This window comes from Saccharomonospora sp. NPDC046836 (genome assembly GCF_040645195.1).
In the GTDB taxonomy this organism is placed as follows: Bacteria; Actinomycetota; Actinomycetes; order Mycobacteriales; family Pseudonocardiaceae; genus Prauserella_A.
The window spans coordinates 302,866-324,635 of record NZ_JBEYXW010000004.1; the positions used below are offsets into that span (position 1 = coordinate 302,866).

General features: G+C 68.3%; 20 protein-coding genes. 12 read left to right on the plus strand and 8 right to left on the minus strand.

Features of this window, described 5'->3' with window-relative positions; translation table 11 throughout:
• Window positions 1-16: 16 nt before the first annotated feature.
• Complete coding sequence (locus ABZ863_RS08080; RefSeq protein ID WP_358532295.1) at window positions 17-1,327, minus strand: NAD(P)/FAD-dependent oxidoreductase; 1,311 nt, start codon at window positions 1,325-1,327, stop codon at window positions 17-19.
• A 126-nt stretch (window positions 1,328-1,453) separates the two neighbouring features.
• Between ABZ863_RS08080 and ABZ863_RS08085 the strand changes: the two genes are divergently transcribed.
• Window positions 1,454-2,014, plus strand: coding sequence for a TetR family transcriptional regulator (locus ABZ863_RS08085; RefSeq protein ID WP_358532297.1), 561 nt, complete (start codon window positions 1,454-1,456; stop codon window positions 2,012-2,014).
• Here ABZ863_RS08085 and ABZ863_RS08090 read toward each other — a convergent pair whose 3' ends face one another.
• Window positions 2,015-2,446 carry a TIGR03667 family PPOX class F420-dependent oxidoreductase gene (locus tag ABZ863_RS08090; RefSeq protein ID WP_358532299.1) on the minus strand — a complete coding sequence of 144 codons (432 nt, stop codon included), beginning with the start codon at window positions 2,444-2,446 and terminating at the stop codon, window positions 2,015-2,017.
• 31 nt (window positions 2,447-2,477) lie between these two features.
• Between ABZ863_RS08090 and ABZ863_RS08095 the strand changes: the two genes are divergently transcribed.
• From ABZ863_RS08095 to ABZ863_RS08125, 7 genes are all read left to right on the plus strand, one after another.
• The gene (locus ABZ863_RS08095) at window positions 2,478-3,866 is read left to right on the plus strand and encodes an FAD-binding protein (protein WP_358532301.1); all 1,389 of its coding nucleotides are present in this window, start codon (window positions 2,478-2,480) and stop codon (window positions 3,864-3,866) included.
• A gap of 70 nt (window positions 3,867-3,936) precedes the next feature.
• Window positions 3,937-5,289, plus strand: coding sequence for an FAD-binding oxidoreductase (locus ABZ863_RS08100; RefSeq protein WP_358532302.1), 1,353 nt, complete (start codon window positions 3,937-3,939; stop codon window positions 5,287-5,289).
• Between the two features lie 8 nt (window positions 5,290-5,297).
• Complete coding sequence (locus ABZ863_RS08105) at window positions 5,298-6,575, plus strand: cyclopropane-fatty-acyl-phospholipid synthase family protein (protein ID WP_358532303.1); 1,278 nt, start codon at window positions 5,298-5,300, stop codon at window positions 6,573-6,575.
• Window positions 6,576-6,597: 22 nt separating this feature from the next.
• On the plus strand, window positions 6,598-7,431 hold the full coding sequence (locus ABZ863_RS08110) for an alpha/beta hydrolase (protein WP_358532305.1): 834 nt from the start codon (window positions 6,598-6,600) through the stop codon (window positions 7,429-7,431).
• Window positions 7,432-7,647: 216 nt separating this feature from the next.
• A complete protein-coding gene (locus ABZ863_RS08115; RefSeq protein WP_358532307.1) occupies window positions 7,648-9,195 on the plus strand; it encodes a prenyltransferase/squalene oxidase repeat-containing protein in 1,548 nt (515 codons plus the stop codon).
• The gene (locus ABZ863_RS08120; protein ID WP_358532309.1) at window positions 9,192-10,436 is read left to right on the plus strand and encodes a cytochrome P450; all 1,245 of its coding nucleotides are present in this window, start codon (window positions 9,192-9,194) and stop codon (window positions 10,434-10,436) included. The genes ABZ863_RS08115 and ABZ863_RS08120 overlap by 4 nt, the downstream gene beginning before the upstream one ends.
• A complete protein-coding gene (locus tag ABZ863_RS08125) occupies window positions 10,424-11,344 on the plus strand; it encodes a UbiA family prenyltransferase (RefSeq protein ID WP_358532311.1) in 921 nt (306 codons plus the stop codon). The genes ABZ863_RS08120 and ABZ863_RS08125 overlap by 13 nt, the downstream gene beginning before the upstream one ends.
• 1 nt (window position 11,345) lies before the next feature.
• Here the strand turns inward: ABZ863_RS08125 and ABZ863_RS08130 are convergent, their stop codons facing one another.
• Window positions 11,346-12,119 carry an SAM-dependent methyltransferase gene (locus tag ABZ863_RS08130; protein WP_358532313.1) on the minus strand — a complete coding sequence of 258 codons (774 nt, stop codon included), beginning with the start codon at window positions 12,117-12,119 and terminating at the stop codon, window positions 11,346-11,348.
• 306 nt (window positions 12,120-12,425) lie between these two features.
• Between ABZ863_RS08130 and ABZ863_RS08135 the strand changes: the two genes are divergently transcribed.
• Window positions 12,426-13,277, plus strand: coding sequence for a phosphoribosylaminoimidazolesuccinocarboxamide synthase (locus ABZ863_RS08135; protein ID WP_358532315.1), 852 nt, complete (start codon window positions 12,426-12,428; stop codon window positions 13,275-13,277).
• Between the two features lie 73 nt (window positions 13,278-13,350).
• Window positions 13,351-14,394: an AI-2E family transporter gene (locus ABZ863_RS08140; RefSeq protein WP_358532317.1), complete on the plus strand. Its 1,044-nt coding sequence runs from the start codon at window positions 13,351-13,353 to the stop codon at window positions 14,392-14,394.
• A 12-nt stretch (window positions 14,395-14,406) separates the two neighbouring features.
• Here the strand turns inward: ABZ863_RS08140 and ABZ863_RS08145 are convergent, their stop codons facing one another.
• From ABZ863_RS08145 to ABZ863_RS08160, 4 genes are read right to left on the minus strand one after another with little or no spacing between them, the layout of a single operon-like run.
• The gene (locus tag ABZ863_RS08145) at window positions 14,407-15,216 is read right to left on the minus strand and encodes a carbohydrate ABC transporter permease (protein ID WP_358532319.1); all 810 of its coding nucleotides are present in this window, start codon (window positions 15,214-15,216) and stop codon (window positions 14,407-14,409) included.
• Window positions 15,213-16,145 carry a sugar ABC transporter permease gene (locus ABZ863_RS08150; RefSeq protein WP_358532321.1) on the minus strand — a complete coding sequence of 311 codons (933 nt, stop codon included), beginning with the start codon at window positions 16,143-16,145 and terminating at the stop codon, window positions 15,213-15,215. Before ABZ863_RS08150 ends, ABZ863_RS08145 begins: the two co-directional genes overlap by 4 nt.
• Entirely contained in the window at window positions 16,142-17,506 is a 1,365-nt protein-coding gene (locus tag ABZ863_RS08155) for a sugar ABC transporter substrate-binding protein (protein WP_358532323.1), read from the minus strand. Before ABZ863_RS08155 ends, ABZ863_RS08150 begins: the two co-directional genes overlap by 4 nt.
• Complete coding sequence (locus ABZ863_RS08160; RefSeq protein WP_358532325.1) at window positions 17,499-18,506, minus strand: zinc-dependent alcohol dehydrogenase family protein; 1,008 nt, start codon at window positions 18,504-18,506, stop codon at window positions 17,499-17,501. The genes ABZ863_RS08155 and ABZ863_RS08160 overlap by 8 nt, the downstream gene beginning before the upstream one ends.
• Window positions 18,507-18,642: 136 nt before the next feature.
• Between ABZ863_RS08160 and ABZ863_RS08165 the strand changes: the two genes are divergently transcribed.
• Complete coding sequence (locus ABZ863_RS08165) at window positions 18,643-19,617, plus strand: sugar-binding domain-containing protein (protein WP_358532327.1); 975 nt, start codon at window positions 18,643-18,645, stop codon at window positions 19,615-19,617.
• Window positions 19,618-19,977: 360 nt separating this feature from the next.
• Window positions 19,978-20,712 (plus strand): DUF222 domain-containing protein, encoded by a 735-nt coding sequence (locus ABZ863_RS08170; protein WP_358532414.1) that lies wholly within the window; start codon window positions 19,978-19,980, stop codon window positions 20,710-20,712.
• Here ABZ863_RS08170 and ABZ863_RS08175 read toward each other — a convergent pair.
• Window positions 20,709-21,767 (minus strand): zinc-binding dehydrogenase, encoded by a 1,059-nt coding sequence (locus ABZ863_RS08175; RefSeq protein WP_358532329.1) that lies wholly within the window; start codon window positions 21,765-21,767, stop codon window positions 20,709-20,711. The genes ABZ863_RS08170 and ABZ863_RS08175 overlap by 4 nt on opposite strands.
• Between the last annotated feature and the right edge of the window lie 3 nt (window positions 21,768-21,770).

The following is a 21,770-nucleotide window of genomic DNA, read 5'->3' on the forward strand; positions in this document are numbered from 1 at the left end:
CAGCATCGCACCTTCGTCAATGTTTTGTAGAACTAAGTCCCTCCGCCGCCTCCTCGAAGGCGCCACGTGGCTCCTCGCGTGAATCCAGGTTGACCACGTCATGCCCGAACGGCATGCCGACGAGCCAGTCGCCGAGTACCCGGATCTTGCGGTTCAACGTCGGAATCTGGGTCGCGTAGTAGGTGCGGCGGAGCAGCCACGCCGCAAAACCGTCGATCTTGAAGCCGAACACGTTGCCGAGTGCCTTGTTCTTGCCGAGCGTCACGAACTCACCGCGGTTGCGGTAGCGGAACGCCTGCGGTGGACCGCCACGCAACCGGGCCAGGATGTTGTCGCCGATCCGGCGCCCCTGGTGCACCGCGTACTGCGCGGTCGGCGGGCACAGCCCACCCTGCACCAGATCGGGCACCGCCGCGCTGTCACCCGCCGCCCAGATGCCGGGGTGGCCCTCGACGCTCAGGGTCTCGTCCACGACAAGGCTGCCGCGTTGATCCACCGGCAGGCCCAGCTCGGCGAGCAGCGGCGGCGGTCTCGTACCCGCCACCCAGACCAGGGTTCCCGCGCGGAACTTCGAGCCGTCCGAAAGCTTCAGCAACCCGTCCTCGGCGGACTCCAGCAGGGTGCCGAGCCGGATGTCGATGCCGCGAGCGGTCAGCTCGGTGACCGCCCACGCGGACAGTTCCCTGCTGACCATGGTGAGGATGTGGTCCGTCGCCTCGATGAGCACCCAGCGCATTTCCGCGGGGTCCACGCCGGGATAGCCGGCGAGCACGTCGATGGCCATGTCCTGCAGTTCGGCCATCGCCTCGACGCCGGTGTAGCCGCCGCCGACGAACACGAACGTCAGCGCGTACCGGCGCAGCTCGGGATCGGTGTTGGCCGAGGCGATCTCCAGCTGGCGTAGTACCTGGTCGCGCAGGTGCGCGGCCTCGGCGAGTGAGTTGAACCCGATGCCGTATTCGGCGAGCCCGGGAACGGGCAGGATGCGCGCCACGGCGCCGAGCCCGAGTACGAGCTGGTCATAGGGAAGCTCCAGCGACGGGCCCGCTTCCGGCTCGACGACCGCGACCCGGCGCTCGAGGTCGAGGCCGGTCAGCCTGCCCGCGACGAACCGGGTACGACGCAGCACGGCGCGCAGCGGTACGACGGCATGCCGGGGTTCGAGGCTCCCGGAGGCCACCTCGGGCAGCAACGGCCGGTACACCATGAAGTTCTCCGGATTGACCATGGTCACCACGGCCTCCCCCCGGCGAAGCCGCCGCTGGAGCCGCAGGGCGGCGTACAGGCCGACATAGCCGCCGCCGATGATCACGATCCGTTTCGACACGGGACACACCTCCTGCCGGCCCGCGTAGGTCGACCACGTACGCCAGGTCGGGTACCCATGCGCCGTGCCGCGAACCCGGCGGCGCCGCACGCGAGCGCGGAGGGGCCACGACAGTAGTGTCACGGCGTGGGGACACGGCGAGAACAGGCACTGGACGCGGCGATCCGGGTGCTCGGCACGCACGGATCGCGCGCGCTCACCCACCGCGCGGTCGACACCGAGGCGGGCTTACCAGCCGGGTCGACGTCGAACCACTTCCGCACGCGCGAAGCCCTTCTCGCGGGCGTACTACAACGGCTGAGCGAGCTGGAACGGGCGAGCTGGCAGCACCTCACCGCACAGCTGACCGACCCCACCGTCGAGACCTTCGCCCACGCTGTGGGGCGCTTCGCCCGCGAACTGGCCGACGGAGGCCGGACGGTCACACTCGCCCGGCATGCGATCTTCGCCGAGGCCTCCGTTCACGACGAGTTGCGCCGGCAGATCTCCAAGCGCCGCGCGGAGATCGAGTCGTGGGGCGCCGGCTGGTTCGGCCGGCTCGGCTCGCCCCGGCCAGTGCAGGACCTGCGGGCGGTGCTGGCGTTGCTCGACGGTCTGCTGGTACACGAGTGCACCACGCCCGACCCGGCTTTCGACCCCGAGCCCGTCATCCGCGCACTACTGACGGGGCTGCGGGCCACGTGGTGATCAGTAGCCCCGTACGCGCTCCAGCCGCACCCGCAGCGCCACCGGATACTCCTCGCTGAAACGCTCAACGCTGCCGACCACCTGACGAATGCCCTCGGCGTACTTCTTCAGGTACGCCGGGTGGTCCGCGGGCGCCGGCTCGTCCTCGGCGAGGCTCGCGACACCGGTGAACACCACGATGTCCCCGCCGTGACCGTCACCGTCGAAGTGCAGGGACACGTGGGGCCGGTGACGAACATGGACGAGCCGGTTCGCCTGTGCCCGGTTGTAGATGAGCAGGCTCCCGTCATCCCAGAGGAACCACACGGGGTTGGGCTGGGGGGTTCCGTCGGCGCCAACGGTGGTGAACCACAGGACCTGCTCCTCACGCAGCCTGCGGCGGACCCGGTCACCGAAGGGAGTACCCGCAGCCGGTAGCACATCCGCTGCCATGTCGTTCAGGGTAGCCGCTAGAGTCCCGCAGATGCCGCAGTCGCTGTTTGCCGCCGCCCTGCCCGCCATCGACGGCGAGGTACTCACCAGCGAGGCCCACCTCGCGGCCGCGGCGCAGGACTGGGGCCACATCGTGCAGGCACGGCCGGTCGCCGTGGTGCGGCCCGCGAGCGCGGCCGACGTCGCGGCCGTCGTGTCGTTCGCGGCGGAACACGACATTCCGGTGACCGCACGCGGTGCGGGCCATTCCCCGTTCGGGCAGGGGCAGGCGGCAGGCGGCATCGTGCTCGACATGACCTCGCTGGCTCACGTGCACGCGGGCAGCGGCAACGCGCTGGTGGTCGACGCGGGGGCGCGGTGGCAGCAGGTGCTCGCCGCGACGCTCCCGCACGGGCTGACCCCGCCCGTGCTGACCGACTACCTGGAACTGACCGTGGGCGGCACGCTCGCCGTCGGCGGTGTCGGCGGCGCCAGCCACCACCACGGCGCGCAGACCGACACCGTCACCGAACTGGAAGTCGTCACCGGCACCGGCGAGCTGGTCCGTTGCTCCACCGAGGACAACCGCGAGCTGTTCGACGCCGTCCGTGCCGGTCTCGGCCAGTGCGGCATCGTCACGCGCGCCACGGTGCGGCTGCAGCCCGCGCGGCAGCGCGCGCGCCGCTGGAAGCTGTACTACGACGCGCTCGGTGACTTCCTCACCGACCAGCGCAGCGCCGTCACCGAGGGCCGCTTCGACTACCTGGAGGGCCAGCTCGTCCTGGACGACGAGACCGGGAAGTGGCGGTACCTGCTGGAAGCCACGACGTACTTCTCGCTGCCCGACGAACCGGACGAGCAGGCCCTGCTCGGCGATCTGTCGTTCGACCAGGACACCGTCGAGACCGAGGACACCACCTATCACGGGTTCCTCGACCGGATGGCCGAGGGCGAGACGGTGTTGCGGGAAGCGGGCAGCTGGTTCCACCCACACCCGTGGCTGAACGTGTTCGTGCCCGACGAGGAGGTCGAATCCGTTGTCGCCGAGGCGCTGGCCGGGGTCACTGGTGCAGACCTCGGCGACTCCGGGCTCGTGATGCTGTACCCCCTGCGGCGTGACCGGATGACGACGCCACTGCTGCGGCTGCCCGCGGGCGACATCGTGTGGCTGTTCGCCATCCTGCGCACCGGCAAGCCCTACGACCCGGCAGGCGTCGCACGGATGATGCAGCTCAACGCCGACCTCTTCGCCCGCGTCAAGGCGAGCGGCGGCACGGTGTATCCCGTCAACGCGCTGCCCATGACGGTGAAGGATTGGCAGGACCACTTCGGCGACGCCTGGGACACGCTGGAGTCGGCGAAGCGGCGCTACGATCCCGCCGGCGTGCTGACCCCGGGACAAGGCATGTTCGAGTCGACAACGAGCCGTTTTCCGGACTGAACGGACAAAACTGGCCCGGAAGGGTCGTTTGTCGCTGGCAGAGCCGGCCTGATCGAGCGATCATGGATGTATGGCGCTTGGTCATGGGGGGTACGACACGCGCGTTGCGGCACTGCGAGCCCAGCTCGCCGCACAACCGCCGGGCGAACCGGTACGCCTGGCCAAACGCACGTCGAACCTGTTCCGGCCGCGTGCGAGCACGGGCTCGCCAGGCCTCGACGTCTCCCGCTTCACCCACGTGCTGCACGTCGACCCGGACGCGAGGACCGCCGACGTCGAGGGCATGGTCACCTACGAGCAGCTCGTCGACGCCACCCTTCCGCACCGTCTGATGCCGCTGGTCGTCCCGCAGCTCAAGACCATCACACTCGGCGGCGCGGTGACCGGACTCGGCATCGAGTCCTCGTCGTTCCGCAACGGCATGCCGCACGAGTCGGTGCTGGACATGGACGTGCTGACCGGCAACGGCGACATCGTGCTGGCGCGCCCCGACAACGAGCATCGCGACCTCTTCTTCGGCTTTCCCAACTCCTACGGCACGCTCGGCTACGCGCTGCGGCTGCGTATCGAGCTGGAGCCGGTGCGGCCCTACGTGCGCCTGCACCACGTGCGTTACAACGACCCGGACACCTACTTCGCCGCGCTGGCGCGCGCCTGCCGCGAGCGCGCGGCCGACTTCGTCGACGGCACGATCTTCGGCCCCCACGAGATGTACCTGACGCTGGCCACCTTCACCGGTGACGCGCCACAGACGAGCGACTACACCTGGCTGGACATCTACTACAAGTCCATCCGCACACGCACTGTCGACTACCTGCCGGTGCGCGACTACCTATGGCGCTGGGACACCGACTGGTTCTGGTGTTCCCGCGCGCTCGGCGTGCAGAACCGGTTGGCACGACTGCTGGTGGGGCCGCGCCGGCTGCGCTCCGATGTGTACTGGAAGGTCGTGGCCTTCGAGCGCAAGCACCGGTTACTCGCCAGGGTAGAAGGCACACTGGGCAGGCCGCCGCGGGAGTCGGTGGTCCAGGACATCGAGGTCGGGGTGGACCAGGCCGCGAAGTTCCTGCACTTCTTCCAGCGGGAGATCCCGATCAGCCCGATCTGGGTGTGCCCCATCCAGCAGCGGGACCGCCGCCACTGGCCGTTGTACGAGCTGGACCCGGACACGCTCTACGTCAACTTCGGGTTCTGGTCGACTGTTCCGCTGGCTCAGGGCGAACCGGACGGCACCCGCAACCGGCTGATCGAGCGGACGGTGACCGAACTCGGCGGCCGCAAGTCCCTGTACTCGGAGAGCTTCTACGACGAGGACACGTTCTGGCGGCTCTACAACGGACCCACGTACCGCGGGCTGAAGGACTCCTACGACCGCGAGCGGAGGCTGCTCGACCTGTACGACAAGTGCGTCAAAGCGAGGTGATGGCATCCATGGCACTACGTACCCTTCCAGCACAAGGCGAACTGGGCCACGTCTTCGGCCGGTTCATCGACGCGGACGCACCGGTGGCGGTCACCGCCTACGACGGCAGCGTCGCAGGCGATGCCGACGCCCCGAACCGCATCGACGTGCGCACGCCCCTGGCAATGAGCTACGTGTTCTCCGCACCCGGCGAGCTCGGCCTCGCGCGTGCCTACGTCACCGGGCATCTCGGCGTCACCGGCGACCTCTACACCGTGCTGCGCGCGCTGACCGCCGTCATCGACGGTCTCAGCGTCGCCGACAAGATGTGGATCATGCGCAGGCTCGGCACGCGGTACCTGCGCCCGGTGCCCGTGCCCCCCGAAGAAGCCCCCAGCCGGGTGCGCCGCGGTCTGCTCGGGCTGCGGCACTCGAAGGCCCGCGACAGCGCGGCGATCTCCCAGCACTACGACGTGTCCAACCGGTTCTACGAGCTGGTGCTCGGCCCTTCGATGGCCTACACCTGTGCCTGCTTCCCCGAACCCGACGCCACGCTCGAACAAGCGCAGTTCCACAAGTTCGACCTGGTGTGCCGCAAGCTCGGCCTCGCGCCGGGCATGCGGCTGCTGGACGTCGGGTGCGGCTGGGGCGGGATGGTCGCGCACGCCGCCGAGCACTACGGCGTGCGCGCACTGGGCGTCACGCTGTCCAGGGAGCAGGCGGCGTGGGCGCAACAGGACATCGCCGCCAGGGGACTCGCCGACCGGGCGGAGGTGCGCCACCTCGACTACCGGGACGTCGCCGAGACCGGCTTCGACGCGATCTCCTCGATCGGGCTCACCGAGCACATCGGAGCGCGCAACCTGCCGTTCTACTTCCAGTTCCTCGCCTCGAAACTGCGGGACAACGGGCGCCTGCTGAACCACTGCATCACCCGGCCGACCACAAAGGAGACCAACCACACCGGGCCGTTCATCGACCGCTACGTCTTCCCGGACGGGGAGCTCGAGGGCGTCGGCTCGATCGTCTCCGCCATGCAGGACAACGGTTTCGAGGTCCGGCACTCGGAGAACCTCCGGGAGCACTACGCACGCACCCTCGCAGGCTGGTGCGCCAACCTGGAGTCGAACTGGACGGCCGCGGTAGCCGAGGCGGGGGTCCGCAGGGCGCGGGTGTGGGCGCTCTACATGACGGCCTCCAGGCTGGGGTTCGAACGGCACAAGATCGAGCTGCAGCAGGTGCTCGGCGTCAAAGTCGACGCCGCGGGCAACGCGGCGATGCCGCTGCGACCCGACTGGGGTGTGTGAACCGCGCAGTAGTGTTCGTGGCGTGACCGAGCATCTGAGCATCCCCACCCCGGCCGGTTCGTTCGACGCGATCGCGGCTGGTCCCACGGACGGCCGCCCGATCCTGCTGCTGCACGGTTTCCCCGAGGCTGCCATCGAGTGGGAGCACCAGGTCGCCGCGCTCGGCCGGGCCGGCTTCCGTGCCGTCGCGCCGGACCAGCGGGGCTACTCCCCCGGCGTGCGCCCAGTGGACGTCGCCGAGTATGGACTGGACCAACTGGCCGGCGATGTCGTCGCCATCGCCGATGCACTGGGGTGGCAGCGGTTCGACCTGGTGGGTCACGACTGGGGCGGCGCGGTGGCGTGGTGGACCGCCGACCGGCACCCGGAGCGCCTGCGGTCGCTCGCCGTCGTCTCGACACCACACCCCGGTGCGCTGGGCGAGGCCATCCGCACCGATGAGGACCAGGCCATGCGCTCGCAGTACATGCGGGACTGGCGCCAGTCCGGTACCACCGAGCAGCGGATGCTTGCGAACAACGCCGAGGCGTTGCGGCGCATGTACGAGTGGAAGGTGCCGCCGAGCCGGGTCGAGGAGTACGTGCGGCGGCTGTCGGAGCCGGGTGCGCTGACCGCGGCGCTGAACTGGTACCGCGCCGGCAGGCCCAGCGACCGGATCGGCACGGTCAGTGTGCCGGTGCTCTACATCTGGAGCACAGAGGACGTCGCGTTCGGATCCACGGCGGCACTCGACACCGAGAACTGGGTGACCGGACCGTACGAGTTCCAGATGCTGGAGGACGTGACGCACTGGGTGCCCGAGGAGGTACCGGAAACCCTGACCGCACTGCTGTTGGAGTACCTCCACACCCGCTGACAAGTGTCCCCCAAGGCCACCTTGGTCGCGTTCAATGCAACCAAGGGGCCCTTGGGGACACCGGTACAACCAATCAGTTCACCGCGTCCAGTTGACCAACGCCACAGTTGCTCCATTTGGACCAAACCTACTGTTTACGCTGATCACGAGTGCTACCGTGAGTATTCCTCGCGTTACCCGGGCGGAGCAACCGCGCTTGGCCGTCAAGGAGTACACATGGGCTCGCAGGATGCCTTGCTGGGGAAGGCAACCGCGCTGGTCTCGGAGATGGCGGCTGATCCCTGGGGTCAGTTCTCACCATCGGTCTACGAGACCGGCCGGCTCGTCTCGTTCACCCCGTCGCTGTCAGGTCACACGGAGCGCGTCACGTTCCTGCTCCGGCAGCAACAACCTGACGGCAGATGGGGTGGCCCCGGTAACTACGACATCGTCCCAACCCTGTCCGCCACCGAGGCCCTTATGAGGGAATCGCGCAGGCCCGGCGGCGACCCAGGGGCCGCCGTCGCAGCCGAGCGCGGGCTACAGGCGCTCGCGAAACGCTTGCGCCCCAACGGTTCCCTGCCCGACACCGTCGCGGTGGAGATCATGGTCCCCGGCCTCGTCGCCGACCTCAACGCCCACCTGGAGCGGCATGGCAGGTCCCCGTTGCCCACGCCCGCGGGCTGCTACGACGACCTGCTTGCGCACCTGCGCACCGCGGTCGCACAGGGCCACGCACTGCCGGAGAAACTGCTGCACTCGCTGGAAGTGATCGGTGAGCCCGCGCGGGCAGCGTCGTTCGTGCGGCCGGTGCACGGCGGCATCGTCGGCTGCTCCCCCGCTGCCACCGCCGCCTGGCTCGGCGACGAGGGCGTACGCGATGAGCAGCAGCCAAGTGTGCGTTACCTCCTCGCGGTGCAGGGCTCCGGTGGCGGAATCCCCGTCGCCGCACCGCTCGCGCTGTTCGAGCGGGCGTGGGTACTGTCCACACTCGCCAGTGCCGGCATCGATGTGCGGGTGCCGCGGGAGCTGGTGAACAGCCTGCACGCGGCGTTCGGCGCGGACGGTGCGGCCGGTGGCCACGGCCTGCCGCCGGATGCCGACGACACCGGCACCGCACTGCACGCGCTGGCGTTGCTGGGCAGCCCGCGGTCACCGGAGTGCCTGCGGGACTACTTCACCGGGGATCACTTCAGCTGCTTCCCCGAGGAGCGAACACCGTCGACGAGCACCAATGCCCATGTGCTGCAGGCGATCGGCGCCTCGCTCGCACCAGATCTGCCGGACAGGACCCGCTACGCCGGGATCATCGCCGGCTGGCTTGCCGGGCAACAGGAACCCGATGGCAGCTGGCGCGACAAGTGGCATGCCTCGCCCTACTACGCCACCGCGTGTTGCGCGACCGCGCTGGCCGAGTACGGCGGCGAGCACGGAGCGCGGGCAGTGCACCGCGCTGTCGACTGGCTATTGGCAACGCAGCGGGCGGACGGCTCGTGGGGGCACTGGCAGAGCACAGTGGAGGAAACCGCCTACGCCGTGCGAACCCTGCTGCGCGCCACCGTATCCGCGCCGAGCGAGGCGGCCGACCTGGCCGCCGCCCGCGGCAGCGCCTATCTGGCAGCCGCTGATGGTGCCGAGCATCCGCCGCTGTGGCACGACAAGGACCTCTACACACCACTGCGGATCGTCGAGACCGAGGTGCTGGTGGCCAGGTACCTGGCCGACACCAACCCGCGCCTGGCTTCGCTGGTCGCCGACCAGGTCGCACGGGTCGACGCGCGATGAAGCACGCCGGACTGCACCTGGCATTGCGTCCACTGCACTTCCTGGACGCGCATGCCCACCTGCCGGGGCGCTATGTGGAGCTGACACGGGAACCGGCGCCGAAGCTCCTGGTGTGGCATCCGGAGGTGATCGAGTGGCTCTTCCGCTCGGACACGGACCTGCGTCACCCGGGCAGCCGGTCGCTGATTCCATTGCTGGGCAAGACATCCATGCTGTGGGGCGATGGCTCACAGCACGCCGCGTATCGCCGAGTGCTCGGTCCCGCGCTGCGTGGCCGCGCAGTGCTGGGCTACCGCGCCGTCATCGCCGACACAGTCGACGCCGCGATAGACCGGCTCACGCCGGGCACCGTGCTGCCCCTGACCGCGTGGACGCGCGAACTGGCCCTGCGCATCATTGCGCGCATCATGCTCGGCCCGCAGGGCACCACCGTGCTGGGGCCGTTCGCTGCATGGATCGACCACGCCCTGGGCTCCCGCTCACGCACTCTCGCCTACCGGTTCCTCAGGGGTGGCCTTCCGTCGTCGGGCGACCGGCTCGAAGCGATGCTGGTGCGGACGGCGCGGGACGCTGCCGCCACACACCCACACACTCTGGTCGGCCTGCTGCTGGCCTACGGCGGACCGCTGGCCAGGATCTCGGACGCCGAGCTGCGCGACCAGCTCGTCTCACTGCTCTTCGCCGGTCACGAGACAACGGCGTCGGCGACAGCCTGGACGCTGTACTGGCTCGATCGCAACCCCGGCATCCGGCGCGACGTCGCCGACGAGCTCGCGGCGACCTCGGACGACGGGTCCGACGCGACCCGCGTGCCTCTGCTCCAGGCTGTGGTTCAGGAAGCCCTACGGTTGACCCCGCCCGTGCCAGCCGCAGGAAACCGCGTGCTGGTCGAGGACGCCGAGCTGTTCGGCCGGCGAGTTCGTGCGGGGACCACGCTCTCCCCGAGCGTGTACCTGGCCCACCGGCAGCCGGACTACTTCTCCCGGCCGATGCGGTTCGACCCACACCGCTTCCTCAGCACCAGGGCCCAGGCGAGCCGGTATCTGCCGTTCGGCGGCGGCACCCGCTACTGCCTCGGCAGCCAGCTCAGCCAGGTCGAGGTGCGGATGATCGTCGCCGCCCTACTCCGGCGCCGGGACCTGCACAGCGTCAACCCCCGGCGCGGCGTGCCCCAACTGCGCGGCCACACCATGGCACCGGCCGACCGGTGGCGGGTCGAGGTGACCGCGTGCCGCGGGTAGCCGGCCACGCGGTCAGCGCGCACGACCTGCTGGTGCTGCACCGGCTCCAGTTTCCGCTGCCGGTCACCTACGTCTGTTACGCGGCGTGGGGGGCGTGCTTCGCCGTCCCCGAGGCGGCCGGCCTGGCCGATCTCAGGGTGCTCGCGGCGATCATGGCCAACCTGCTCTTGATCGTGGGTGGGCTCGTACTCAACAACGTCGTCGATGTCCGCACCGACCAGCGGCACAGCGAGAAGCAATACCTGGCGACCGCGACAAACCGCGTCGGCGTCAGGCGGGCCCTGCGCTGGGCCTGGCACGAACTCACCGTCGCAATCGGACTGTGCGTCGCGATCGGATACACGGCGGGGCGTTGGGCTCCCGTAGCCATCGCCGTGGTTACCATCACGGCGACGCTGCTCTACAACCTCGAACCGATCCGGCTGAAGCGCCACGGTCTCGCCGGTCCACTGGTATTCGGGGTCGCTCTGGTCGGAATGCCGTGCCTGCTCTCCTACACTGCCGCGCGACCGGATGTTGAGGCATGGATCTGGCCGGTGGCCGCAGGCGTCGCACTGCTGACCGCCGGACGGACGGTGTGGTGGTCGGTTCCCGACCGCGCGGCCGACATGGCCACCGGCATCACCACGCCGTCGGTCCGCTACGGCCACGCCGGCACGCTGGCGATGGCCTGCGTGGTCTTGCTGGCCGGGCTCCTCTTGCTCGGTTGGGGTCTGTGGTGGAGTTTCGGTCCCCTTTGGGCCATCGTGGGAACCGTGGTGCACCTCGGTTTCCTCACCGGGGTGGCTGGCCAGTTCGTCCTGGCCCGCCGTGGGCGGTTCCCGAGCGCGACGGTACTACTGAAACGCGGCCTGCCCGTCGTCATGCTGGGCGAGGTCGCGCTCGTGGTCGTGCCACTCGCAGCCTGAATCAGGCCTTGAGGCCAAGGCCAGCATGCACCTGCGCCAGCTCGGGGTTGCGACCGAGGTCGTGTTCGGAGGTGGGCCGCCAGAGCGGAACCGGCACCACTCCCGGCTCGACGAGTTCGACCCCGGCGAAGAACGTCTCGATCCGATCGGGTTCTCGCAACGTCACGGTCGGCGGCGTGCCGTAGATCCGGGAGAACATGCCAAGGCCCTCGTTCAGTTGGTCGCTCTCGCTGAAGTGCGACACAGCGACGAAGCTACCCCGGCTCATCGCCTCCATGTACTTCGCGACGATGCCGGCCGGATCATGGACGTCGTTCACATGAATGAGTGTGTCGATGAACAGCACCGCGACCGGCTGACTCAGGTCGAGCAGGTTCGTCAGCGCGGGTGCGGCGAGGACCGTGGACACGTCACGGATGTCCGCATTGACATAAGCGGTCCCCACGTTACCGACGAGGATCTCGCGGGCCTCGCCCACAATGGCCGGGTCGATGTCCACGTACACGACCCGCGACTCCGGCGCGGCATCCTGCGCGATCTCGTGGACGTGGCCCTCGACTGGGACACCGGAACCCAGGTCGAGAAACTGCCGGACGCCCTGCTCGACGAGGTACTGCACAAGCCGGGCCATCCAGGCACGCTGGGCACGCACCAGATAAGGGAGGTGCGGGGCGCACACCGTGATCTGCTCGCCAAGCTCGCGATCAACGGTGTTGTGGTGTGTACCGCCCATCCAGTAGTCGCGAATGCGCGCGATGCTGGGCTGGTCTGACATGCTTCGCCCCTCGGTTTCCACAGGAAGAGCCACTCGGGTGCGCCTCCTCAGCTCACGAACCGGCCGAACCTGACGATCTTCCGCCACACAGGGGACCAAATCCTACTGCGAATGGGGGCTCAGCGGACGATCAGGGGCCAGCAATCTCTCGGCACGTCGGCGAAGTTTTTCGAGAAATACCAACACAACAAGCTCTTCGCGTCTGTCCACAATGTAACGCGCTATGCCGCGTCAGACAGCGTTGGTGACACGCTACCGCCGCTCCCCATGCCCACTAGAACCAGGCGCTACCGGCCCATCCGTACGATGGCCACCGTGAAGCACATCCACGCGGGCAAGGTCAGGGATCTCTACGAGGACGGCGGAGACATCCTGCTGGTCGCGTCCGACCGCATCTCCGTCTACGACGTGACACTGCCCACGCCGATCCCGGAGAAGGGCGCTCTGCTCACACAGCTCTCGATGTGGTGGTTCGAGCGTTTCGGCGACCTCGTCCCCAACCACGTGGTGTCCGCGACCGATGTGCCTGCCGAGTTCGCGCGCCGCGCCATCCGCTGCAAGCCGCTCACCATGGTGAAGGTGGAGTGCATCGCGCGCGGCTACCTCGCCGGGCTCGGCCTGCGCGAGTACCAGAAGTACGGCACCGTCTCGGGTGTTCCGCTGCCGCCGGGCCTCGTGGAGGGCAGCAGGCTTCCGGAACCGATCTTCACGCCGACCACGAAGGCCGACGCCGGCCACGACGAGTTCATCACCTTCGACGACGTGGTGAAGCAGGAGGGCCGGGAGACCGCGGAGCGGCTGCGCGATCTCACGATCGAGATCTACCGCGAGGGCGCCGAGCATGCCGCCGAACAGGGCATCATCGTCGCCGACACGAAGTTCGAGTTCGGCTGGGACGCCGATGGCACGCTCACGCTCGGTGACGAGGTTCTGACGTCGGACTCGTCGCGGTTCTGGCCCGCCGACCAGTGGGAGCCGGGCAGGCCGCAGTACGCCTTCGACAAGCAGTTCGTGCGCGACTGGGCGTCCAGCACCGGCTGGGACAAGACACCGCCGGGACCGGCCGTCCCGCCCGACATCGTGGCGGCCACCCGCGCCCGCTACACCGAGGTCTACGAGCGCATCACCGGCACCACCTGGCAGTCCACCACGGCGTAGGAGCCGCGGTCCAGTCCGCCGCGAGCCCGCGAACAGGCAGTTTCAGTCGGCTGCCAGTGGATACCCGCACGACATGGCCAACCCGCGCGTCCGGCTCAACGCGGGCGTCCTCAGCCGGGCTGCGATCGTGTCGGCGCAGCTCCTCCTGGTGTTCCTGGCACTGTGGGCGCTGCGCAGTGTCGTCCAGCACCTGAGTTATGTGCTGATCCCCGTCGCGATCGCGCTCCTGCTCACCGCCCTGCTGCAGCCGCTCGTGGCCTGGCTGACCAAGCACCGGTGGCCACGGGCACTAGCCGTGCTGGCCGCGCTCGTCGCGGGCATCGGGGTGGCGGGCGGGATTGTGACGTTCGTGGTGTTGGCCGTCATCAACAACTTCGACGCGCTGCGCTCCCAGGTGTCCCAGAGCGTCGACCAGCTGCAACGCTGGCTCGCCGGCAGCCCACTGCAGTTTCACGGCGGGTTGATCGACCGGGCCTCCGCGTGGCTGCGGGCCAACCAGCAGCGGGTGGTCTCCGACGTCCTCGGCGCGTTCGGCACGGTCACGAGCATCGTGGTCGGCGTGCTGCTGTCCATTGTGCTGCTGGTGATTTTCCTCTATGACGGCCCGCGAATGTGGCAGTTCCTGATCCGGCCGTTCCGCACCGGCACCCGGGACCTCCTGGACACGGCCGGCCGCCGTGCCTTCCGCAGCGTCGTCGTATACGTGTGGGTGACGGCGCTGGTGGCCTTCATCGACGCGCTCGCCATCGGCCTCGGTCTCGCCTTGGTCGGGGTGCCACTCGCAGTGCCGCTGGCCGCTTTGGTGTTCCTCGGCGGCTTCATACCGTATGCGGGCGCGATCGTGTCCGGGGTTCTCGCGGTGGCCGTGACGCTCGTCAGCAACGGCCTGGCCGCTGCGCTCATCATCCTCGGCGTCGTGCTGGCTGTCGGGCAACTGGAGGGTCACGTGCTGCAACCGGTGTTGCAGGGCAACATCTCCCGCCTGCATCCCGCCGCCGTCCTCATCGCCTTGGTCATCGGCGGCGCCGAGGGCGGCATCGCGGGTGTGCTCTTCGCCGTGCCGGTGCTGGCGGCGGCGCGGGCGGTCGTGGTCACCGTGGCCGAACGCCGCGCGTGACCCCTTCGGACGCTATTTCACCGCACCCATCGACAGACCACGGACCAAGTGGTTCTGCGCGAACCAGCCGATGATCATGACCGGTAGCGAGGCGAGCAGCGCGGCCGCAGAGAGCTGGGCCCAGTACAGGCCCTCACTGGTGATGAACCCGGAAAGGAACACCGGCACCGTGCCCGCCCGCGCTGCCGTGAGGTTGACGGCGTAGAAGAACTCGGTCCAGGAGAAGATCACGCAGATCAGCGCGGTCGCCGCGATGCCGGGCGCCACGACGGGCAACACGATGCGGTAGAGCAGGGTCGGCAGACCGGCGCCGTCCACCCTCGCCGCCTCGATCATCTCCTTGGGCACCTCGAGGAGGAACGAGCGCAGCATCCACACCGCGAGTGGCAGATTCATTGCGGTGTAAAGGATGTTGAGTGCCCACACGTTGTCCAGTAGCTGCACGTTCTGCGAGATGACGTAGAGCGGGATGATCGCCGCGACGATCGGCAGCATCTTCGTGGACAGGAAGAAGCCCAGCGCGTTGCTCGTGCCCCGCACCGGCGCCAGCGACAGCGCATAGGCCGCGGGGATCGCCAGTACCAGCACGGCCAGCGTCGAGATCACCGTCACGAACGCCGAGTTGGCCAGGTACGGCAGGAAACCGCGCTCGAACACGCCGGCGAACTGCTCCAGCGTCGGCGTGAAGAACAGCCGCGGAGGGTCGGTGTAGGCGTCGGCCTCCTGTTTGAAGGCCGTCAGCACCATCCACACCAGCGGGAACACGAACAGCATGGCGACCAGCCAGGTGAAGGCGGTCAGCCCGATGCGGCCCAGCCTCATCTCACACCTCCGGTCACGTCGAAGGCCCGGAACATCAGGCGCAGCGTGAACGTCGCCACGATCAGCGTCAGCACGACGACCACCACCCCCATCGCGGAGGACTGGCCGATGTCGAAACCCTCGAACGCGCGCTGATAGATGTAGAACGGCAGGTTGGTGCTTGCGGTGCCCGGTCCGCCCTGCGTCATCAGGTAGATCGCGTCGAACGAGTTCACGATGTAGATCGCGCCGAGCAGCGCCGCGAGCTGCAGGTACCTCGTGAGCTGAGGCAGTGTGATGGACGCGAACGTGCGCCACCGCCCCGCACCGTCTACCTGCGCGGCCTCGAGGACCTCTTTGGACTGTGCCTGCAGCCCGGCGAGGATCAGCAGTGTCATGAACGGCGTCCACTGCCAGACCACCTGTGTCATCACCGACGTCAGGGGGAACTCCGACAGCCAGTCGATGTCCGTGCCGAGAACGAAGTTGAGTAGCCCGTACACCGGGTCGAAAATCGTCGTCTTCCACAGCAACGCCCCGGCTGCGGGAAGGATGAGGAACGGCGTGATGATCAGTGTGCGAACCACCCCGCGGCCGGTGAACTTGCGGTCGAGCAGCAGCGCGAAACCGAGCCCCAGCAGCATCGAGACGAACACGCACACGACCGTGAGCACCACGGTGTTGAGCATCGCGCCGCGGAACACGCTGTCGGCGAACACATCGACGTAGTTGCTCAGGCCGACGAAATGCTGCGAACCGGGCCGCACCAGGTTCCACGACTGGAACGAGTAGAACACCGTGAGCAGGAAGGGAACCTGCGTCACCGCGATCGTGAACACGAGTGCGGGCAGCAGGGGCGCCCGCCGCTTCCAGGCGCCTGTCATCGCGCGCCGCGCGGGCCCGGCCGCGGTGGTGCCGGCCGGCGGGGCGGGCCGTGTGGTTGTGGTCATCGCGTCTCCCGGTAGGCCCTGCCGACCGTTTCGGCGTACTCCTGCGACTGCCGCAATGCCTCATCGACCGTGATCTGGCCCGCGATGGCGGCGGAGAGCTGCTGACTCACCCGGGTGCCCAGGTCCTGGAACTCGGGAATGCCGACGAACTGGATGCCCGGGTACGGCACCGGTTCGGTCATCGTCTGCTGCTGGTCGGCCTGCCGGATCCCGTCGAGCGTCGGCTGTGCGTAGGCCGCCGCCGCTTGGGCGTACTCGGGGATGTCGTAAGTGGACTGACGGCAGCCCGGCGGTACGCGGTTCCAGCCGAACTCCGCACCGACCGTCTGCACGAACTCCTTACCGGTCATCCAGCTCATGAAGTCCCATGCCGCCTGTTTGTGCTCGGTGACCTTGGGCATCGCCAGCGACCACGTGTAGAGCCAGCCACTCGCGGGGGTCTCGGCCACCGGCGCGGCAACGTAACCGGATTTGCCGACGACCTTGCTGCTGTCCGGGTCCTCATTGGTGCCTGCCATAACCGTCGCGTCGTACCACATCGCGGCCTGCCCCTGCCCGTAGCGAGTGCCGCATTCGGAGAACCCGGCGCTGGAGGCGCCCGTCTCGCCGTGCTCACGCACCAGGCGGACGTAGAACTCGGCCGCGGCACGGAACTCCGGCGAGGTCAGCTGCGCGTTCCAGTCCCGATCGAACCACCGGCCGCCGAAGGTGTTCACGACGGTGGTGAACGGCGCGAGGCTCTCACCCCAGCCCGGCTTACCGCGCAGGCAGATCCCGGACACCCCGTTCGCCTTGTCATCCAATGTGGCCGCGAACTCGGCGATCTGTTGCCAGGTAGGACGTTCCGGCATGGTCAGGCCTGCCTGGTCGAAAAGATCCTTGCGGTAGGCCAGGAACGACGATTCGCCGTAGAACGGCACCGCATACATCGAGTCCTGATAGGACAACGACTCACGGATGCTGGGGATGAAGTCGGCGCTGTCATAGCCGGGATCGGCATCGAGGTAGGGCTGCAGGTTCTCCAGCCAGCCGTTGGCCGCCCACTGCGGCGTCTCGTAGTTACTGATCATGACGACGTCGAACTCGCCACCCTGGGTGGCGGTCGAGGCCGTGATCTTGGCGCGGGCCTGGTTTTCCGGCAGCGACACGAACTTGAGCTGGATACCGGGGTGTTCCTGCTCGAACCGGTCGGACAGCGCGATCGCGTCGTTCATCTGAGGGTTCGCCACGATCGCGATGACCAGGGTCTGCCCACCGGCCCCGAGCGCACCGGCGCCGGCGCAACCGGTGAGCGTCAGCAGTGCAGCGAGCAGGAGCAGGGGCAGCCGGCCATGCCGCCGGCTGCCGGAGGGTTTACGCATCGTCGGCGCCTCCCGGAATCACCTGGACCTTCAGCCCGGCACCGCTGCGCATGAGCGCGAGCGCGTCGGGATACCGTTCGAGCGGCAGCGTGTCGGTGAGCAGCGCGTCGGTGTCGACGGCCCCGGCGGCGACCAGAGCCAGCGCCGCGCCGAAGCTGTTCAGCACCGCCATCGAGCCCACGATGGTGATCTCGTCGTTGTAGATGCGAAACGGCGACAGCGCGACGCGCGCCTGCTCGGGCGCGACCCCGAAGACCAGCAGCCTGCCGCCCCTGCGCAGCGCGTCGAACGCGGCTTCGATGGCGGGTGCGGCACCGGTGCAGTCGGCCGCGGCGTCGAACGTCTCACCGTCCAGCTCGGCGGCGGAACCGGCGACGGCGACAGCGCCGAGCTGTTTGGCCCTGGTCAGGCGGGTGGTGTTGCGGTCGACGACGGTCACGGACGCGCCCGCACGCTGCAGCAACTGCTGCATGATGAGGCCCATCGTGCCCGCACCCATCACCAGGAACCGCTCCCCCGCCTCGACCCCGATGCGACGCACACCGTGCACCGCACACGACACGGGCTCCACGAGCGCGCCCTGTTGCCAGGTCAGCTCGTCGGGAAGCCGGTAACAGTTCGCCGCCGGCACGGCGACGTACTCGGCGAAGGCGCCGTCGACGGTGTCCCCGGTGGCGCCCCAGTTCGCGCAGAGGTTGCCATGGCCGGAGCGGCATGGGGTGCAGTATCCGCAGAACAGCGAGGGATCGACCGCCACCCGGTCGCCGACCCGCCAGCCGCCCGGCACCTCGGCGCCGAGCTCGACGATCTCACCGGCGAACTCGTGACCTGGCACGATCGGGTACGGCGTCGGTGGGAAGTGCCCATCGGCGATGTGCAGGTCAGTGCCGCAGATGCCGCACGCCCCCACCTTGACCACGACCTGCCGGGCACCGGGGGTGGGGTCGGGTACGTCACCGACTCTGATGACCCCAGGGCGGTCGACGATCGCGGCGCGCATGCAACTCCACCTTCCACTGCATTGTGCTCACATGAGCACTTATTGCCTTATCAGCTTTGCTCACGTGCCTGGCATTGAAGGACTTACCTGGCTGTTACGTCAACCTTTCGCCCGCATTTCGCGCTAGAGTGCTCATATGAGCAGGCAGCGGCGTCCTTGGGGATTGGCTGACGCGGCACAGGCCGCGGCGATCGCCCATCGGTTCTACGTCCAGGGAGAGTCCAAACTGGAGATCGCGGACGCCCTCGGGCTGAGCCGCTTCAAGGTGGCCAGGATTCTCGATGCCGCACGGGAGACCGGCCTGGTCAGGGTGGAGTTCGAGCTGCCGGCGCCGATCGAACCCGGACTGTCCGAGGAGCTGCGTTCGGCCTACGACCTGAATCGGGTGCTCGTGCTCGAACGAGCGAAGAGCAGCGGGACACGTTCCGAACTCCGTAGGCGTATCGGGGCGATCGCGGCACAGCTGCTGGCGGAGACCGCGACCAGAGACGATGTCATCGGGCTGGCGTGGGCCAGGTCGGTGAACGTGATGACCGAACAGATCGACTCGCTGCCGCGTTGTCCGATCGTCCAACTGTGCGGCGTGCAGGCAGGCATGGACATGCGGGATCGCTCGGTGGAGACCGTCAGCAGGCTCGCCCAGGTGTCCGGCGGGGAGGCGTACCCGATCTTCGCGCCGCTGGTGCTACCCGATCGGCGCACCACGGAGACGCTGCGCCGCCAGCCGGGGATCGCCGAGACGTTCGGCCAGTTCCGTCAGCTCACCAAGGCCGTGGTGAGCATCGGCGCATGGCAGCCCGGCGAGTCGACCGTCTACGACTCGCTGACGCCGGCGGAGCGCGACGCCATCAGTAAGCGCGGCGCGAAAGCCGAGGTCGCCGCGCGGTTGTTCGACGCCGACGGCAACGCGTTGTCCACCGGACTGGCTCATCACGTCCTCGCGATCAACCACGAGGAGCTGCGCGGGATACCGGAGGTGATCGCACTCGGCTACACCACGCCGAAGGCGGAGGCGATCGATGCCGTGCTGCGCTCCGGCATGGTTTCGACCCTCATCACCGATGCCTTGACGGCGGCGGCAACGCTGGAGCTTGCTGCTGCTCGGGAGTAGGCGATTTTGTTGGTGTTGTTGGGTTTCAAGCACGCCTTCGGCGCGCCGTGTGAAACTGTCGCTCCTCGGGTTGGCTTGGTCTCACTGTCTACTAGCGACAGTTCCCCACGGTTCGGGTATCGTGGTCAGATTGCCTGTAGTGCGCTACACCTTTTGGTATGATTGAGTTATGAGGGATTCCTCGTTACACCAACAACTTCTGAGTCAGCTCGAGATCCCGGCTCGGCAGAAAGCGCGTATTGAGGCCTTGATGCATCGGAAAGCCGACGCGCTGGCCGAGGCTCGGGGGCGCGCCTCGGATGTGCCGGCTGAGGTGGCTTTGGTGCTGTCGATGACGTAGCGCAATACTGGGCAACCAAAATCGATCCCGAGGCAGCGGCCCGCCAGACCGAGGTACGCCGAACCGAGCGGAAAGTGCAGTTGCTGCACGGTGAGGACGGGATGTCCACCCTGCTCGCCGAGGTCGCCTCGGCGAGCTACGCTCGGGTGGATCGGGTGGCCCGCACCCTGCGCGGCACCAACGAATCCCGTACCCTCGACCAACTTCGGGCGGATGTCCTGGCCGAGCTGTTGCTCGGTTCGAACACTGCCGGTTCGGGGGTGAAGGCCGACGTGCACGTCTACGTCGATCTGAACACCCTCACCGGGCTGAACAACGACCCCGCGCAATTGGCCGGATATGGGCTCATAGCGGCGTCGGTGGCCCGGCAGATCGCGTACCAGCGGTCCTCGACCTGGCGGCGTATCGTCACCGACCCGCTTACCGGGGCTCCGATCGACGTGGGACGGCGCAGGTACAAGCCGCCCGCCGTCACCGACGACTTCGTGCGGGTCCGGGATCGCGAATGCCGGTTCCCCTCGTGCCACCGCCCCGCGCCTTTCGGCGACAACGACCACCACACTCCCTGGCAGCACAACGGATCAACGGAACCGTCCAATTTGGTCAACTTACTGTCGTCGGCACCACCGATTGAAAGACCGGCCCGGGTGGACTTACCACCTGCACCCCGATACCGCCGCCGTCACCGTCACCACACCTTCCGGCGCCACCTACACCAGCCACGCCGAACCCCTCCACGACCCGCCACCTTCTAGTCCGTGACCATGAGCAGCTTTCCTTTGCTGGTGCGGCTTTCCAGTGCCGCATGAGCGGCCGACGCGTCGGCGAGGGGATAGGTCTCGCCGACGGTCGGCTCGATGGCGCGCCGGACCGCGAGGTCGAGCAGACGGGCGAGGCTGTCCCGATACCAAGCCGGATCGGTCCTGATCTCGTGAGGCAGCGAACAGATCGCCGTGCGCCTACCAGGCCACAGGCCGAGTAACCGATTGCGGGCGGCACCGAGCACCGTGCCGGTTCGGATGCGCCCAGGCCGACCGACGAACGCGTAGCTGACCAGTACGCCGCCGACGGCGAGCAGGCGGTGGTTGGCGCGCATGCCGGTGCCGAGATGGTCGAACACGGCTTGCACCCCACCAGGTTTGTGCTCGCGGACGACGTGCTCGATGTCGTGCGTGCGGTAGTTGATCGGGGTGATGGGGTAGCGATCCAGCCGGGCAATGCTGCGCTCGGAGGCGGTGCCGTACATCTGCAAACGCGCCAACGTGCCGAGCTGGCACAACGCGTCGCCGACACCGCCCGTGGCGCCGTGGATGAGCACGGCGTCACCGGGCCGGACGTGACCGTGACGTTCGAGCAGGCTGAGCGCTGTCAGGTAGTCCAGCGGGATCGCCGCGGCGGTACGGGTGTCGAGACCATCGGGCACCGGCACCAGCATGCCGATCGGCAGCACGCGGTACTCGGTGTAGGCGCCCATCTTGGGCAGGCAGGCGGCGACCCGCACGCCCGGGGCGAGCCAGGCCGGTTCGGGCTGCCCCGGGTCGGCGCAGTAGTCCACGATCTCGCCGACCAGCTCGTAGCCGGGGACGAACGGCCGCTTGCGCTGCAGGAGATAGTCGCCGCCACGCGCCATGCAGTCGGTGAAACCGACGCCCACCGCGAGGACCCTGACGCGCGCGTGCCCCGCAGGCGCCGGTGGCGTGGCCGTGCTGATGAGGCACAGCCGCTCAGGCCCACCGAAGTTCTCGACGGTGAGCTCGCGGTGCTGAATCGACTCGTCCGTCGAGTTGCGTGTCATGTCGTTTGATGTCATGAC

Coding starts and splice junctions, on each gene's coding strand:
- ABZ863_RS08100 (WP_358532302.1), top strand. CDS start 3,937: ATGGCGCTTGGTCATGGGGGGTACGACACGCGCGTTGCGGCACTGCGA.
- ABZ863_RS08175 (WP_358532329.1), bottom strand. CDS start 21,767: ATGACATCAAACGACATGACACGCAACTCGACGGACGAGTCGATTCAG.
- ABZ863_RS08150 (WP_358532321.1), bottom strand. CDS start 16,145: ATGACCACAACCACACGGCCCGCCCCGCCGGCCGGCACCACCGCGGCC.
- ABZ863_RS08130 (WP_358532313.1), bottom strand. CDS start 12,119: ATGTCAGACCAGCCCAGCATCGCGCGCATTCGCGACTACTGGATGGGC.
- ABZ863_RS08135 (WP_358532315.1), top strand. CDS start 12,426: ATGGCCACCGTGAAGCACATCCACGCGGGCAAGGTCAGGGATCTCTAC.
- ABZ863_RS08140 (WP_358532317.1), top strand. CDS start 13,351: ATGGCCAACCCGCGCGTCCGGCTCAACGCGGGCGTCCTCAGCCGGGCT.
- ABZ863_RS08120 (WP_358532309.1), top strand. CDS start 9,192: ATGAAGCACGCCGGACTGCACCTGGCATTGCGTCCACTGCACTTCCTG.
- ABZ863_RS08160 (WP_358532325.1), bottom strand. CDS start 18,506: ATGCGCGCCGCGATCGTCGACCGCCCTGGGGTCATCAGAGTCGGTGAC.
- ABZ863_RS08115 (WP_358532307.1), top strand. CDS start 7,648: ATGGGCTCGCAGGATGCCTTGCTGGGGAAGGCAACCGCGCTGGTCTCG.
- ABZ863_RS08165 (WP_358532327.1), top strand. CDS start 18,643: ATGAGCAGGCAGCGGCGTCCTTGGGGATTGGCTGACGCGGCACAGGCC.
- ABZ863_RS08105 (WP_358532303.1), top strand. CDS start 5,298: ATGGCACTACGTACCCTTCCAGCACAAGGCGAACTGGGCCACGTCTTC.
- ABZ863_RS08090 (WP_358532299.1), bottom strand. CDS start 2,446: ATGGCAGCGGATGTGCTACCGGCTGCGGGTACTCCCTTCGGTGACCGG.
- ABZ863_RS08155 (WP_358532323.1), bottom strand. CDS start 17,506: ATGCGTAAACCCTCCGGCAGCCGGCGGCATGGCCGGCTGCCCCTGCTC.
- ABZ863_RS08095 (WP_358532301.1), top strand. CDS start 2,478: ATGCCGCAGTCGCTGTTTGCCGCCGCCCTGCCCGCCATCGACGGCGAG.
- ABZ863_RS08145 (WP_358532319.1), bottom strand. CDS start 15,216: ATGAGGCTGGGCCGCATCGGGCTGACCGCCTTCACCTGGCTGGTCGCC.